Here is a 14,263-nt window from a genome sequence, read left to right as displayed (position 1 = left end):
CGTGTTTCCGCATCACGTCATATCGATTCGATATGACGCACCCGGTGCTGATCCGACGACGATTCTCTGGCGCGCCACCGGCTGGGGGTGCACCCGAAGCGCTTCCGGAACCAGCGCGAGAAGCTGCTGGGCGAGGAGAATCCGAGCAGGTCGGAGACTTCGGTCAGGGAGTAGCGCCGGTTGCCGACCATGTGCCCGGCCAGTTCGGCGCGGACCGAATCCAGGAGCGACGAGAAGGTGTGGCCTTCCTCGGCGAGTCTGCGGTGCACCGTCCTGCGGTCCACCCCCAGGCTGCGAGCGACCTGCTCGATCGAGCAACGACCGGTGGGAAGCAGGAGTTCGATCAGTTCGCGGACACGATTGAGAGTCGTCGCCTCGCGTGTGGCGTGCATGGAGTCCAGGAGTTGTTGGGTGTACGGCCGCAACAGCGGATCGGACATCGTATTGGGGGCGTCGAGATCTTTGGCATAGAGGGTGATTCCGTCGAAGTCCTGCTCGAATTCGACGACGGGTCCGAAGAGTCGGAGGTGAGTGCGCATGCTGCGCGGAGCCGGATGGGCGAACGACACGGTGACGGGCTGCCAGGCCGGCCCGAGAAAGCCTTGCAGCAACCGGTGCAGAACTCCGACGGCGAGTTCGACAGACTGGCGGAAGGTCCCCGGCTGCCCCAGGTCGAGGGTGAGCCGGAGGGTTGCGACACCGCCATGCTCGTTCAGGCGGATGCGCAGGGCTTCGTTGTACATGTGCTCGTGGCGCATGAGGACCTTCAGGGCGCTGCGGACGTCCGGTTCCTCCCTGATGACCAGGCTCAGCGGGCCGAGGTTGGAGAATCGCCGGCGCTCGGCGAGGGCGAGGCCGAAGTCGTCCCGGCCGGACTCGGCGGCGGAGCGTTCGAGCAACTCGGCGATCGCCGCCGCCGGCACCCAGCGGTCCTGCAGGCTCAGGCTGGCCGGGTCCAGGCCCGCGCTCCTGGCGAGAGAGGCGGGATTCAAGCCCAGCGAGTGGGCGAGCTCGACGTAGTTGTTCAGTGAGGCATAGCGTGCGAGAGGCTTCAACTGCCGCTTCCTGTCCCGAATCGATAAGCCACGCGACGAGTGATGACGACTATATCGGCGTCGACCGGGAGGCTCGACGCCGCGACCGCGGGTTCGCCCGGCCCCGGGACGGGGTCACGCCCGCCGAGACGGGAAGAAAGAAGAAGGACCGGCACGTCCGGTCGCCTCACGGCGACAGGCGCAATGCAGCTCCAGCCGGACGGAACTCTGCAAAGGCAAAATAACTGAGCCCGGGGGACACGGAGCGTGCCGATCCGAACTCTTCAACACCGCCCCTGTCCCGGGTATTCCATCCCCGCCCGGGTGAACTGCATCTCGGATCGCTGGTTTCTCACATTTCTCTCCGCCGATGCGTCTACCTCGTATACGCCGGATGGAAGGATCAACCCCGTGAACGCGACGCGAACCCACACGGTCGTCGACTCACCGATCGGACCGCTGACTCTGGTGCGGACGGACGGAGCACTCAGTGGCCTGTACCTCGCCGAACACCGGCACCGGCCCGGCCCGCGCACCTTCGGAGACGTCGCGGCGACCGGTTTCGAGGAGGTCACCGAGCAGCTCGCCGAGTACTTCGCCGGGCAGCGCACCGAGTTCACCGTGCCCCTGGCACTGCACGGCACCGCCTTCCAGCTCCGCGTCTGGCAGGCGCTGCGGACCGTCGCATACGGCACGGTGTGCACCTACACGGACCTGGCCGCCGCCGTCGGGCACCCCACGGCCGTGCGGGCGGTAGCCGCCGCGAACGGCCGCAACCCCGTCAGCATCGTCGTGCCGTGTCACCGCGTGATCGGCCGCGACGGCAGCCTCACCGGATATGCCGGGGGTCTCGCCCGCAAGCGCTACCTGCTCGACCGGGAGGCGCAGGTGACCCATGCCGTCCCCTGACCCGCTGCCGCCGTTCGAGCGGGTCGTCGCCGAGCACGGCGCCACCGTCCTGCGGGTGTGCCGCGCGCTGCTCGGTCCGGTCGACGCCGACGACGCGTGGTCCGAGACGTTCCTCGCCGCGCTGCGCGCCTACCCGGCGCTGCGTCCGGGCAGCAACGTCGAGGCGTGGCTCGTCACGATCGCGCACCGCAAGGCCGTCGACGTCCACCGTGCCCGGGCGCGGACCCCGGTGCCCGTCGCCGCCCTGCCGGAACGCCCCCTCGCCTCCGGGATGCCCGAGCCCGACGACGACCTGTGGTCGGCGGTGGCCGCGCTGCCGTTCACTCAGCGCGCCGCCGTCGTCTACCACCACGTCGTCGGCCTGCCCTACGCCGAGATAGCCGCGATCCTCGGCAACTCCACCGACGCCGCGCGCCGCGCCGCCGCCGACGGCCGGGCCGCGCTGCGCCGCCGCTACCCGACGGAGGAACCGTCATGACGCTCGAATCGTCGCCTGTCGATGCTGCCGACCTGACGCGCCTGCACGCGCGGCTGATCCTCGACGCCGAGGCCGCCGACCTGCTCGACGTCGCCTACCGGATCGTCGACACCCCGGTGGGACCGCTGCTGCTCGCCGCCACCCCCGCCGGCCTCGTGCGGGTCGCCTACGCCGCCGAGGATCACGAGGCGGTCCTCGCCCGGCTCGCCGCCGACATCAGCCCGCGCATCCTCGCCGCGCCCGCCCGGCTCGACGACGCCGCCCGCCAGCTCGACGAGTACTTCCGCGGCGCCCGCACCGCGTTCGACCTGCCGCTCGACCTGCGCCTGGCCCGGGGCTTCCGCCGCGAGGTCATCACGCACCTGCCGCGCATCGGCTACGGCCGTACCGCCAGCTACGCCGAGGTGGCGGCCGTGGCCGGCAGCCCGCGTGCCGTCCGGGCAGTGGGTACGGCGTGCGCGCGGAATCCGTTGCCCGTCGTCCTGCCGTGCCACCGGGTGGTGCGCAGCGACGGAGACCTCGGCAGGTACGTGGGCGGCGTGGACGCCAAACGCACGCTGTTGCGGCTCGAGGCCGCGGCGTGAGCGTCGCCCTGCGGTTGGCGGTGACCCCGCCGCTGGCCACCGCCCCGATGCTGGCGGCCCTGCGCAGCCACACCGTCGCCGGTCTCGAACGACACGACGCGGCCACCGGCACGCACGTGCGGTCGGTGCGGGGCCGGCACGGCCCGGCGGTGGTCGCGATCCGGCCCCGGCCGGCCGCCGAGCACGTGCCCGTCCGGATCGACGCGGACCGCCGCGACCTGCCCGAGGTCGAGCAGTTGGTCCGGCGGTGGCTGGACCTCGACGCCGAGCCTGCCGTGATCGACGCGGCGCTCGGCGCCGATCCGCAGCTCGCCCCGATGGTGGCGGCCCGGCCGGGACTGCGCGTGCTCGGGACGACGGACTGGTTCGACACCGCCGTGCAGACCGTGCTGGGCCAGCAGGTCAGCGTCGCCGCCGCCGCCACGTTCGCCGGTCGGCTCGTCGCCCGCTACGGAGATCCGGGATCCGGTGCTATGCGCTGCTTTCCGGCCCCGGAGCGGCTCGCCGCCGCGGATGCCGACGAGGTGCAGGGGGCGGTGGGGCTCACCCGGGCGCGGGTGCGGACCGTGCTGGCGCTCGCTCGCGCCGCGGCCGACGGGCTCGATCCGGCCGAACCGGTGCGGTTCCGCACCGATCTGGCGGCACTGCCCGGCATCGGGCCGTGGACCGTGGACTACCTCGCCGTCCGCGTCCTCGGGGACCGTGACGCGTATCCCGCCGGAGATCTGGTGCTGCGCAGGGCCCTCGGCGTGGGTTCTGCCCGCGAGGCGACGGTCCGGGCCCGGCAGTGGAGTCCGTGGCGGGCCTACGCCGCGTTCCACCTGTGGACGCACTCCGCCTACGGCTCGTCCTCGCCGTAACGGTCCCGTATCGAGACATGCATGGGGAAAAGCACTTTCGTGTCACCGAACAACAGCCGGGTCGCCGACTCCACCGCGGCGGACAGGTGCGCCGTCGCGGCCTCCGGGGTGCGGGTGTGCACCACGATCTCGTCGTGCTGGAAGAAGACGAGTTCGCCGGTGTCGTCGGCGGCCAGGCGCAGGCGCAGATCGGCCAGCACGCACAGCGCCCATTCGGCGGCCGTCGCCTGAACGACGAAGTTGCGGGTGAACCGCCCCCGCGCCCGCGCGTCGCCGTGCGCGAAGAAGTCGGCACCCGGCGGCGGGCACGCGCGGCCGAGCCACGAATGCACCACCTCACCGCGCTCGCCGGCACGTGCGGCGCGTTCCACGAACTCCACCGCCTCGGGAAAGCTCCTGCGCAGCAGGGTGAGCAGCGCACGTGACTCGCCGGCCGTCGCACCGTAGAGCACGCCGAGCACGGCCACCTTCGCCTTCGCCCGGTCACCGCCGAACGCGGCCGCAGCCACCGGTGCGTACAGGTCGTCGCCGCCCGCCGCCGCCGTCATCCGCGGGTCGCCGGACATCGCGGCCAGGATGCGCGGTTCGAGCTGGCCGGCGTCGGCGATCACGAAGACGTGCCCGGGCTCGGCGATCACGCTCGACCGCAGCGCCTTCGGGATCTGCAGGGCCCCGCCGCCGCGGCTCGCCCAGCGCCCGGACACCACGGCACCGGGCACATAGACCGGATGGAACCGCCCGCCGCGCACCCAGGTGTCGAGCCACTGCCACCCGTTGGTGCTGTGCAGCTTCGACAGATCCCGGTGCTGCAAGAGCAGCGGCACCGCCGGATGGTCGAGTTCGCGCAGCACCCATTTGCGGGTGGACGACAGGTCGATGCCTTCGCGTCGGAACGCCTCGAGAATTTCGGTGTGCGAGGCCGGATTCAGCGCACGGCCGAACACCTCGCCGATCCGTGCGTTCAGTTCGGTGATCCGGGGCGGCAGCCCGTCGTCGGCGGGGCGCGGACCGAGGGTGCGCTCGAGCACGCGGCGGTGGGCGTCGGCGGAGAACGGCAACCCGTCGAAACCCATCTCCGCGGCGGCCAGCGTGCCCGCCGATTCGGCGGCGACGAGCAGTTCGAGCCGGGCATTGCCGGCGAGTTCGGTGCGCTGCCGCTCGAACTCGGCGAGCACGGTCTCGGGGTCGACGGTGGGGGCGACGTCGAACAGCCCGGGGCGCTCGTCGACCGGTTGTTGCTCCGGTGGTGCGGGAATCCCGGCGCGTACGTTCAGGATCGCGCGTGTGGACGCCAGATCGTGGCATCGGCGCACCCGGACCCCGGCGCGCAGCAGGGCGGGGTACACGGTCGCGGTGCCGGTCCAGATCCACCGCGGCGGGTCCGCCGCCTCGAGCGTCCGCGCGGCCGTCGCGAGGTCGTCGTGGTATTCGGCCGCGGCGAGCGGGCGTCCGTCGGCGCCGACCGGAACGGTCCATCCGCCGGGCGGCTGCCCGCCGGCGGTGTCGGGAACCAGTACGGTGCGCACCCGTCCAGTCTGCACCGCCGTGCCGACACCGCCGGCGGACGGTCCCGTCCACCGTCGCCTCCGGACCCGCACGGTTACTCGGAAAGCAGGCCGGACTCCTCGAGCAGGTCGCCGATCTCCGTCGTCTCCAGCTTTGCGATCAGATTCTCACGCAACAGTTTCGGATAGGGAGGCGAGCCCGGCCCCGACGAACCATGCTGTCCTCTCGTCCACCCCTGTGGGCTTGCGGGGCTGCTGTAGGACGTGAGGCGTCGCCCCTTCGCGGTATCTGCCGCTACTTGTCGTTGGGGTAGCGGTAGAACCCTTCGCCGGTCGCCGCACCGAGCTTGCCGGCGTCGATGTAGTTCTCCTTCAACCATGCGGCGATGGTCCGGTCCTTCTCGTCGCCGTGGGACAGGATGTTGTAAGGCGTGGTGAGTCCGATGACGTCGTAGATCTGGAAGGGACCCATGGGTGCGCCGGTGGCGATCCGCCACACCCTGTCGACGTCCTCGGGGTCGGCGTAGCCGCCCGCGGCGAGCTCACCGGCGGCGTTGAGGAACGGCACCAGCAGCGAGTTCAGGACGTAGCCGGCCTTCTCCTTGTGGATCGGGACCGGGACCATGCCGATGGCCGCGGCGAAGTCGACGACCTGGTCGAACACCGCGGGGTCGGTGTCGTCGGTGCCCATGATCTCGGCCGTGTTGAACTTCCACACCTGGTTGGCGAAGTGCAGCGCGAGGAACTTGTCGGGACGGCCGGTGAAGTCCTTCATGTCGCTCGGCAGGAGTGTGGAGGAGTTGGTGGCGAAGATCGTGTCCGCGGGTGCGACCTCGCCCAGCTTCGTGTAGGTGTCCCGCTTGATGTCGAGGACCTCGGGCACGGCCTCGACGACGAGGTCGGCGTCCCGGACGGCGTCTGCGAGGTCGGAGGACAGGCGGATGCCGGTCGCGGCCGCCTCCGCCTTCCCGTCGCCGGCACCGGGAACCTCACGCTGGTACGTCTCGGCGAGTTCGCCGAAGCGCTTCTGCGCGTTGGCGAGGGCGTCGTCGCTGATGTCGTAGGCGGTGACGGCGAATCCGCTGTAGGCGGACTGGAACGCGATCTGTGCGCCGAGGACCCCGGTCCCGAGGACGGTCACCTTGCTGATCCGGCTGGTCATGCTTCCTTCTTTCGTTGTGGGGAGGACGCGCCCGGTTCCGGCCCGCTGCGGGCCGGGCGGTCGTCGTCGAGTGCCGCGAAAAAACCCGTGACGATCTGGTCGATCTGGGCGTGCAGGTCGGCCTCGGGGTCGTCGTCGGGATGCGCACCGGTGAATGCGCGCGCAAGTATCAGGTGCAGGATCGCGAAGATGCTCCGGCCGGCGTGCCGGGCCTGGTCCTCCGCTCGTCTCTCGTCCAGCCCACGGTTCCGCGCGGCCTCGACGAGCCGACGCGCGATCGTCTCCTCGAAGCGGGCGACGAGATCGAGTCCCTCGGAACGGTATTTCTCGCTTGCGGAGCCGAACAGCAGCTCACGTTGGTAGTTCACCGTGTTCTCGACGTGGCTGTCGGCGGCCTCGAGAATAGGTCGGACGACGGCCTGCACCGCGTCCACCGGGTCGCGCCGCGATCGTGACTCGCGGTCGCCGGCGCTCAGGGCCGACCGGAACTGCTGGTTGTAGACCATCATCAGCAGTTCGCCCTTGGACGTCGCGTAGCGGAACAACGTTCCAGCCGCGACGTCCGCACGTTCGGAGATCTGCTGTGTCGTGACTCCCGCGAAGCCCTTCTCGGCGAACAACGATGCGGCGGCGGCGAAGATGCGGGACTGCTTGTCACGCATGTTCCGGTCTCGACGACCCGGAGTTCCCGATGAGGTAACCATCCTGCGCCTCCCAAAATGAGTGGACTCATTAATGAGCGTACTCCGATACCGTCCTGCAGGCACCCGATGTGCCCGCCCGGCGTCGCCGTCGAGGACCCGTTTCATCCCCCGTTTCACCCCGTCGCGGCTGGGCCGGGCGGAATCGGAACGCTACGTTCGAGACCTGGGACCCCGCTGCTCTGCCCTCGAGGAGCAGCGGGGTCCTGTCTTTCGCGTCGTTACGCTGCGGCGGACACAGGCTCCGCGTCGCTGCGGCGGTGGAATCCGCGCACGTCGTAGATCCGGGTCACCACCCCACCCAGCACGAGGCCGATGCCGAGTCCGAGGAGTGTCATCAGGGCGCCCCGGGTCAGACCCGCCGGCCCGCTGCCGTCGAAGTACAGGATGGCCCGGGTCGCGATGTACACCTGGTGCATCGGTTCGAACGTCGACAGCCACGAGTACAACGGCGGCATGGCCTCGAGTGGCACGGTGCCTCCCGACGACGGCAGGCCCAGGATGATGAAGATCAACAGGTTCACCAGCAGTCCGGCGGAACCGAATACGGCCATCACCGAGATCGAGGTGACACCCACGGCGGTGATCGCGAGGGCGCCGTACTCCCACAGCAGCAGGGCGCGGGTCACGGGCATGCCGAGCAGGGTGGCGATCCAGAGGTAGAGCGCGGAGACGATCAGTGCCAGGATCACCATGATCGCCCACTTCACGAGCAGGACCCGGAACCGCGACAGGTGCGCCGTCTTCCGGTCGACGTACCAGGGCCCGTACTCGGTGGGGACGAAGCCGAGGGCGCTGTCGACGAGCGAGTTGACGATGGTGGCGCCGGTGAAGCCCGCGAGGATGAGCAGCAGCGTGTAGTAGAACGCGGACAGGCCCAGTCCGGTGCCGTCGGGCAGGGGCTTGTGCTCGACGAAGCGGATGTCGATCGGATCCGCCAGCACCAAGCGGCTTCCGCCGGACAACTGCAGATCCGGGGCGCTGGTGGCGAGGGTATCGGTGACCGTGGTGGTGAGTTGCTCCCCGACGGTCGTGTTCACGGTGGTCAGGGCGCGGTCGGCGATCGACTCGACGATGCCCTTGCCGAAGGTGCCGGTGCGCGGGTTGGTGTAGACGGTGATGATCGGCTTCTCGATGTCGCCGGGGATCACGCTGCCCTGCGCAAGAATCGACGTGCGTTTGGTGAAGTCGCTCGGAATCACGATCGCCCCGTAGAGCCGGCCCGAATCGAGTCCCGAGGTCGCCGCGGAGATCCCGACCTGTTGCAGATCGATCTCTTCCGGATCGACCCCGTCGGCGATGGCGGCGGTGATCTCGGCGCCGAGGTTGCGCTGCTGATCCGAACCGGGGAGCACGTCGCCGACATCCTGGTTCACGATCGCGACCGGGAACTTGTGCAAATTGTCGGCCGGATTGATCATGCTGCCGATGTAGAGGGCCGCCAGGGCCGCCATCACGGCGGTCACCACGACGACCGGCGCCAGCCAGAAGCGGGGGCTGCGCAGTGTGCCGGCGTGGGGGTCGGCGCTGATCTCCGTCGAACTCATTCCGGGCCTTCCATGGTGCGTGCAGTCGGGTAGTGCGGGTGGCCGGTCGGAACGGGCCGGCCACTCAATTGTGCACGCCCGTGAGCAGATAAGCGCCCTACTCGGCCCACTCGTGGCAGGAGACACGTCCCCGCCTCTCGCGCGAGATGGCTCACTCATGGGCACACTGGGGGCCGAGTGAGCGAATGTATCGTGCTGTCGGTCTGATCGAGTGAGCGATACATTCGCTGTTCATCCCGCAGGGCGCGCCGTCATCGGTAAGAACGCCACCGCCGACGATGTCACCATCGGCCTGTGTTTCCCGATCGGGTGCCTGCTCGTGGCAGGAGTGATGCTGGCGCTGGTGAAGCTGCCGCGGGTTGCGGCGCCGGCGGACACCACGAAACTGGTCAGGCCCACAAATGTCTGAGCCCGAGGCTTGACGCAGCCCTTCGACCTCATGGTCGGAGGGCTGCGCTGCGTCAGGAGTGCCTCTTGCCGCCTCGGCAGGTCGTCTTCCTGGGGTTATGCCGCACCGGGACGCAGAACTACTATTACCTTCACAAATATTGCCATAGTTGCTATGGTTCACATCGGGAGGGAGAAGTGACGTGAAGCACTTCCCTGTTCCTTCGAGGAGGGCGTCGGCCGGAAGCACAGACGAGGTCGTCGCATCGTGAGCGTGTTCTCAGACAGGTGGTGAAATGGGCATCGCAATGGTCCTGGACATGGCGTCGTCGGCCACACCCGATCGGCTCGCAATGGGACGCCGGGCCGATGGGGCTACCTACGGGCAGCTCGACGAGATCGCGTCGAGGGGAGCCACGGTCCTGGAGGAACTCGGGGCCCGCCATGTCGTCTTCGTGGGCGTGAACGGCCCCGTTCTGCCGGTCCTGATGTTCGCCTCGGCACGCGCCGGCATCCCGCTCGCGCCGCTGAACTACCGACTCGGCGCCGACCAGCTACGCGAACTGATCGAGCGGCTCGACCAGCCGATCGTCGTCGCCGACGACGTGTACGTCGACAAGCTCTCCGGGCTCTCGCACCGGATCGTCACGTCCTCGCAGTTCCTCGAGCTCGCACGCACGACGGAGCGGGCGACGGGGGATCGCTCGACCGACGACGACACGGCGATCGTGCTGTTCACCTCTGGGACGACCTCCGCGCCGAAGGGCGTGTTGCTGCGCCACCGGCATCTGCTGTCGTATCTGCTCAACACCGTCGAATTCGGTTCTGCGGGAGAAGAACAGGCGACGCTCGTCAGCACCCCGCCGTATCACATCGCGGGTCTGGGGGCGGTGCTCAGCAACATCTACGCCGGCCGTCGGATGGTGTATCTGCCCGACTTCTCGCCCCAGGCGTGGCTCGATCTCGTCCGAGAGGAGGAGGTATCGAGCGCGATGGTCGTGCCGACGATGCTCGCGCGCATCGTGGAACATCTCGACGGCGCACCCGCCGACACACCGTCCCTCGCGTCTCTCGCGTACGGCGGAGCCCGCATGCCACAGCCGGTCCTCGAAAAGGCACTGACGGCCTTCCCCGACACCGGTTTCGTGAATGCCTACGGTCTCACCGAGACCAGTTCGACGATTGCCGTGCTCGGTCCCGAGGACCATCGGGAAGCGTTCGCCGACCCTGCCCTCCGCGGCCGGCTTGCTTCTGCGGGACGCATCGTTCCCGGGATGCAGGCCCAGGTCCGGGACGACGACGACGTGACCGTCCTCGCCGAGGGGGAGACGGGGCTGCTCTGGGTCCGCGGCGCACAGGTCAGTGGCGAGTACATGGGCAAGGGTTCGGTGCTCGACGCGCACGGCTGGTTCTCCACCCGGGACCGGGCCCGCATCGAGGACGGCTTCCTCTACATCGGCGGCCGCGCCGACGACACCATCATTCGGGGCGGTGAGAACATCGCGCCGGCCGAGATCGAGGACGTCCTTGTGCATCACGGCCAGGTCCGTGAGGTGGCCGTGATCGGTGTGCCGGACGACGAGTGGGGCGAGCGGATCTGCGCGGTGATCGTGCCGAACGGCGAGGTTCACGACGATGCACAGTCGTTCCGGGCCTGGTGCCGTGAGCGGCTGCGCGGCTCCCGCACACCGGACGACGTCGTGTTCGTCGACGAGCTGCCGCGGACGCCGACCGGCAAGCTCGTGCGGCGCGACCTCGTCGACCGGATCTGCGCCGTCGCCTGACCGCCACTTCCGGGTATCGCCCCGGGCGCTCATCAGCTCTTTCGCAGTTCCCGATCCGACATGGAGGACGAGACCGACGTGAACCTCACCGGCACAGCAGATCCGACTCAGCAGGCGTGGGTGTTGCGCGCCCGGCCGAGCGGCCGGCCACGCGACACCGACGTCGAACTCGTGGCGACGACGATCGGTGCTCCCGGGGCCGGCGAGGTCCGCGTCGCGAACCTGGTGATGTCGGTCGAGCCGTACATGCGGGGGCGCATGGGCGGCGAGGCCACCTACGCGGAGCCCTACGAGATCGGCGAGCCGATGCTCGCCCCGACCGTCGGGCGCGTCACCGAGTCCTCCGAGAGCGCCGTCCCCGTCGGTGCTCTCGTCCTGCACGACCACGGTTGGCGGGAGCATTCGCTGGTCCCGGCATCCGAGTGCCGTGTCCTGCGGCACGACGACCTCCCGCCCGCCATGCATTTGGGACTGTTGGGGATTCCCGGCATGACGGCATGGGTCGGCGTCGAGCGGATCGCTCGCGTCGTGGCCGGCGATGTCGTGTTCGTGTCGTCGGCCGCCGGAGCGGTCGGCTCGACGGTTGTCCAGCTCGCGAAACTGCGCGGTGCCACGGTGATCGCGAGTGCCGGGTCGCCCGAGAAGGTTGCGCTCACGAGGAGCCTGGGAGCCGACGCCGCGTTCGACTACCACGACGGCCCGATCAAGGACCTTCTGCGCCGTGCGATGACCGAACTCGGTGTCACGGGCGTGGACGTGTACTTCGACAACGTCGGCGGAGAACATCTCGAGGCCGCAATCCGGGTGATCAACGATCACGCCCGCATCGCGCTGTGCGGAATGATCAGCATCTACAACTCGGCCGCGCCGCAACCCGGCCCGAGCAATCTCCTCAAGCTGATCTGGCGGCGCGCGCGCATGGAGGGTTTCCTGCTCGGCGACCACCTCGATGCCCGCGAGGAATTCGAGTCGGAAATGGCCGGTCTCGTCCGATCGGATCGAATTCGCTCGGTACACACCGAGTTCACCGGTGGCGTCGCGGGCGCGTGGGACGCATTCCTCGGCATGCTCGACGGTACCGCCACCGGGAAGGCCGTGGTCCCGCTCGCCGCGGACACCCGCCGGCGGCTGACCGAACCGAACCCGAAAGCACACCTCGATCGGCACCGCTGCTGCGGTGCCGGCCCCGAACCTACCGAAAATCCGGCACAGCACCCGAAGCACACGGTGCGGCCCCATACCCGAAGGAGTCACACGATGACCGACCAGGCGCTGCCGTTGGAAGGAAAGGTCGCCCTCGTCACGGGCGGGAGCCGCGGCCTCGGCCGGGAGATGACCCTCGCGTTCGCCCGTGCCGGTGCTGACACCGTGATTGTCAGCCGCAAGGTCGAAAGCTGCGAGAAACTGGCCGCGGAGGTCGCCGAGACCACCGGTCGCCGGGCCCTTCCGCTGGCCTTCCATGTCGGTGACTGGGACGCTCACCAACCGCTCGTCGAACGTGTCTACGAGGAATTCGGCCGCATCGACGTCCTCGTCAACAACGCGGGTATGGCCCCGCTGTACCCGAGCCTTGACCAGGTGTCGGAAGCCTTGTTCGACAAGGTCATCGACGTCAACCTCAAAGGCACCTTCCGCCTCACCGCACTGATCGCGCCGCGGATGGCCGCCGGTGCAGGCGGTTCGATCATCAACATCAGCTCGATCGCGGCCGAACGCCCGACGCCGAACGACCTGCCGTACGCCGCGGCAAAGGCGGGACTGAACGCCCTCACCAAGGGCTTCGCGCAGGCGTACGGGCCAACGGTGCGCGTCAACACGGTCATGGCCGGTGCGTTTCTCACCGACATCAGCAAGGCATGGGACATGGACTACGCCAACGAGATCTTCGAGGCCCTGCCGCTGCAGCGAGCAGGGAATCCGGACGAGATCGTCGGTGCCGCCTTGTACCTGGCCGGCCCTGGGTCCACCTACACCACCGGCGCGATCATCCCGGTCGACGGTGGTCGGACGTCGACCGCCTGATCGGGCGAACCCGTGATCGCGAACCCGTGATCGCCGGAACGCGGTGATCCCCTTTACGTCGGCCGTGCCGACCGTTCGACAGGAGTCGTCCCACATGCGTATTCCCTCCCGGCGCTCGCACGCTGACCGCACCGTCCGTCGCCGGTTCTCTCTCACCCGACCCACCGCCGTGATCGCCGTCGCCGTCGTGTCCACGCTGCTCGCCGCGTGCGGCGGGGGCGGTGACGATCGCATCACCTCCGAGGCCGTCGGAGCGACCGGACCCGCCGGGGACGAGTCGTGGCAGAAGATCGTCGGGGCCGCCGAGGCGGAAGGTGAGGTAACTATCTACTCCTCGAACGCGGCCGATGCCCTCGCCGAACTCGGCCGCCGCTTCGAGGCGGACTACGGGATCCGCGTGAACGTCGTCCGCGACGTCGATGCGAACATCCACCAGAAGGTCGGCGCGGAGGCGGACACCGGCAACCAGGTCGCCGACATCGTCACCCAGGCCACTTCACCCTGGGTCGTCGAGCTCGCGGCCGCCGGTGGGATCGCCGAGCCGATCGGTCCGGCCTTCACCGACCCGTCCTCCGAATACGACACCGACACGTTGCTGCGCGGGTCCGGCGACTTCGTCACCGGCGCCTCCGTGCTGACCTTCGGCTGGAACACCGACCGGTACCCCGCGGGACTGGAAAGCTATGAGGACCTGCTCGACCCGGCGCTTGCCGACGGCAAGATCGGTATCGTGCTGCCGACGTCGACCGCGCACGTCGACTTCTACGGCAGCTACCTCGAGCAGGTCGGTGGTGAGGGCTTCGTCGAAAGGCTCGCCGCGCAGAAGCCGCGGATCTACCCGGGCGCGCTGCCGGTCGCGCAGGCCCTCGCCTCCGGTGAGATCGCCGCGACGGTGTTCGCCCAGGACCAGACGGTGGAGAAAAAGAACGGCGCACCGGTCGACAGCGGGTTCGACAAGCTCGTGTGGGGGGCCCCGATGTACACGTCGATTCTGGCGAAAGCTCCGCACCCCAACGCTGCTCAGCTCCTGGCCAACTACATGGTTACCCCGGCCGGGCAGGAGGCGCTCTCGTTCCGCAACGCGGCCGTGCTGCCGAACGTCTCGTCGGCCGTGACGACGATCGACACGGTGGCGCCGCAGGACCTGAGCGCGATGACGCCCGAGGCGCTGGAGGCCCTGAAGGTCCGATTCGGCCAGCTGTTCAACCAGTGATCCCTGCCGGCAGTGACTTCCGTTCACCGAGCGCTCTCGAGCGGGTCTCGACAACCAGTGGTATTCCGAGAAGGAGA

At 69.1% G+C, this 14,263-nt stretch carries 13 protein-coding genes and 1 pseudogene; 9 read left to right on the top strand and 5 right to left on the bottom strand.

Annotated elements, in window-relative coordinates:
* Nucleotides 1-17: 17 nt before the first annotated feature.
* A complete protein-coding gene (locus HFP48_RS24625; RefSeq protein WP_168580209.1) occupies nt 18-1,055 on the bottom strand; it encodes an AraC family transcriptional regulator in 1,038 nt (345 codons plus the stop codon).
* Nucleotides 1,056-1,445: 390 nt separating this feature from the next.
* Between HFP48_RS24625 and HFP48_RS24620 the strand changes: the two genes are divergently transcribed.
* The 4 genes from HFP48_RS24620 to HFP48_RS24605 are packed head-to-tail and all read left to right on the top strand — an operon-like array spanning nt 1,446 to nt 3,865.
* Entirely contained in the window at nt 1,446-1,943 is a 498-nt protein-coding gene (locus tag HFP48_RS24620) for a methylated-DNA--[protein]-cysteine S-methyltransferase (RefSeq protein ID WP_102800137.1), read from the top strand.
* Nucleotides 1,930-2,421 carry a sigma-70 family RNA polymerase sigma factor gene (locus tag HFP48_RS24615; protein ID WP_006939896.1) on the top strand — a complete coding sequence of 164 codons (492 nt, stop codon included), beginning with the start codon at nt 1,930-1,932 and terminating at the stop codon, nt 2,419-2,421. Before HFP48_RS24620 ends, HFP48_RS24615 begins: the two co-directional genes overlap by 14 nt.
* Nucleotides 2,418-3,005, top strand: a complete 588-nt coding sequence (locus HFP48_RS24610; RefSeq protein ID WP_168580208.1) for a methylated-DNA--[protein]-cysteine S-methyltransferase — start codon at nt 2,418-2,420, stop codon at nt 3,003-3,005. The genes HFP48_RS24615 and HFP48_RS24610 overlap by 4 nt, the downstream gene beginning before the upstream one ends.
* Nucleotides 3,002-3,865: a DNA-3-methyladenine glycosylase 2 family protein gene (locus tag HFP48_RS24605; protein ID WP_168580207.1), complete on the top strand. Its 864-nt coding sequence runs from the start codon at nt 3,002-3,004 to the stop codon at nt 3,863-3,865. The genes HFP48_RS24610 and HFP48_RS24605 overlap by 4 nt, the downstream gene beginning before the upstream one ends.
* Here the strand turns inward: HFP48_RS24605 and HFP48_RS24600 are convergent.
* The 4 genes from HFP48_RS24600 to HFP48_RS24585 all read right to left on the bottom strand — a co-directional run bounded on the left by HFP48_RS24600 (nt 3,844) and on the right by HFP48_RS24585 (nt 8,780).
* A complete protein-coding gene (locus HFP48_RS24600; protein WP_102800135.1) occupies nt 3,844-5,463 on the bottom strand; it encodes a bifunctional 3'-5' exonuclease/DNA polymerase in 1,620 nt (539 codons plus the stop codon). The two genes, HFP48_RS24605 and HFP48_RS24600, sit on opposite strands and share 22 nt — an antisense overlap.
* Nucleotides 5,464-5,665: 202 nt before the next feature.
* Complete coding sequence (locus HFP48_RS24595; RefSeq protein WP_006939890.1) at nt 5,666-6,532, bottom strand: 3-hydroxyacyl-CoA dehydrogenase; 867 nt, start codon at nt 6,530-6,532, stop codon at nt 5,666-5,668.
* Nucleotides 6,529-7,194 carry a TetR/AcrR family transcriptional regulator gene (locus tag HFP48_RS24590; protein ID WP_006939889.1) on the bottom strand — a complete coding sequence of 222 codons (666 nt, stop codon included), beginning with the start codon at nt 7,192-7,194 and terminating at the stop codon, nt 6,529-6,531. Before HFP48_RS24590 ends, HFP48_RS24595 begins: the two co-directional genes overlap by 4 nt.
* 260 nt (nt 7,195-7,454) lie before the next feature.
* On the bottom strand, nt 7,455-8,780 hold the full coding sequence (locus tag HFP48_RS24585) for a DUF3533 domain-containing protein (RefSeq protein WP_050036004.1): 1,326 nt from the start codon (nt 8,778-8,780) through the stop codon (nt 7,455-7,457).
* A 211-nt stretch (nt 8,781-8,991) separates the two neighbouring features.
* On the opposite strand from HFP48_RS24585, the gene HFP48_RS24580 reads away from it, so the two are divergent.
* The 5 genes and pseudogenes from HFP48_RS24580 (at nt 8,992) to HFP48_RS24560 (ending at nt 14,186) form a co-directional block, all read left to right on the top strand.
* The gene (locus HFP48_RS24580) at nt 8,992-9,189 is read left to right on the top strand and encodes a hypothetical protein (protein ID WP_050036003.1); all 198 of its coding nucleotides are present in this window, start codon (nt 8,992-8,994) and stop codon (nt 9,187-9,189) included.
* A 274-nt stretch (nt 9,190-9,463) separates the two neighbouring features.
* Nucleotides 9,464-10,951, top strand: coding sequence for a class I adenylate-forming enzyme family protein (locus HFP48_RS24575; protein WP_168580206.1), 1,488 nt, complete (start codon nt 9,464-9,466; stop codon nt 10,949-10,951).
* A 60-nt stretch (nt 10,952-11,011) separates the two neighbouring features.
* A pseudogene (locus tag HFP48_RS24570) lies at nt 11,012-12,040 on the top strand (NADP-dependent oxidoreductase); the annotation flags it as partial.
* A 168-nt stretch (nt 12,041-12,208) separates the two neighbouring features.
* Nucleotides 12,209-12,973 carry a glucose 1-dehydrogenase gene (locus tag HFP48_RS24565; protein ID WP_029546425.1) on the top strand — a complete coding sequence of 255 codons (765 nt, stop codon included), beginning with the start codon at nt 12,209-12,211 and terminating at the stop codon, nt 12,971-12,973.
* A gap of 94 nt (nt 12,974-13,067) precedes the next feature.
* Complete coding sequence (locus HFP48_RS24560) at nt 13,068-14,186, top strand: extracellular solute-binding protein (RefSeq protein ID WP_051446008.1); 1,119 nt, start codon at nt 13,068-13,070, stop codon at nt 14,184-14,186.
* The last annotated feature ends 77 nt before the right edge of the window (nt 14,187-14,263 follow it).

The sequence above is a fragment of the Rhodococcus sp. DMU1 genome, assembly GCF_012272955.1.
GTDB classification, from domain to species: Bacteria; Actinomycetota; Actinomycetes; order Mycobacteriales; family Mycobacteriaceae; genus Rhodococcus; species Rhodococcus aetherivorans.
This window is presented reverse-complemented; position numbering and strand designations above follow the sequence as displayed.

Coding starts and splice junctions, on each gene's coding strand:
- HFP48_RS24565 (WP_029546425.1), top strand. CDS start 12,209: ATGACCGACCAGGCGCTGCCGTTGGAAGGAAAGGTCGCCCTCGTCACG.
- HFP48_RS24585 (WP_050036004.1), bottom strand. CDS start 8,780: ATGAGTTCGACGGAGATCAGCGCCGACCCCCACGCCGGCACACTGCGC.
- HFP48_RS24595 (WP_006939890.1), bottom strand. CDS start 6,532: ATGACCAGCCGGATCAGCAAGGTGACCGTCCTCGGGACCGGGGTCCTC.
- HFP48_RS24560 (WP_051446008.1), top strand. CDS start 13,068: ATGCGTATTCCCTCCCGGCGCTCGCACGCTGACCGCACCGTCCGTCGC.
- HFP48_RS24615 (WP_006939896.1), top strand. CDS start 1,930: ATGCCGTCCCCTGACCCGCTGCCGCCGTTCGAGCGGGTCGTCGCCGAG.
- HFP48_RS24575 (WP_168580206.1), top strand. CDS start 9,464: ATGGGCATCGCAATGGTCCTGGACATGGCGTCGTCGGCCACACCCGAT.
- HFP48_RS24610 (WP_168580208.1), top strand. CDS start 2,418: ATGACGCTCGAATCGTCGCCTGTCGATGCTGCCGACCTGACGCGCCTG.
- HFP48_RS24590 (WP_006939889.1), bottom strand. CDS start 7,194: ATGCGTGACAAGCAGTCCCGCATCTTCGCCGCCGCCGCATCGTTGTTC.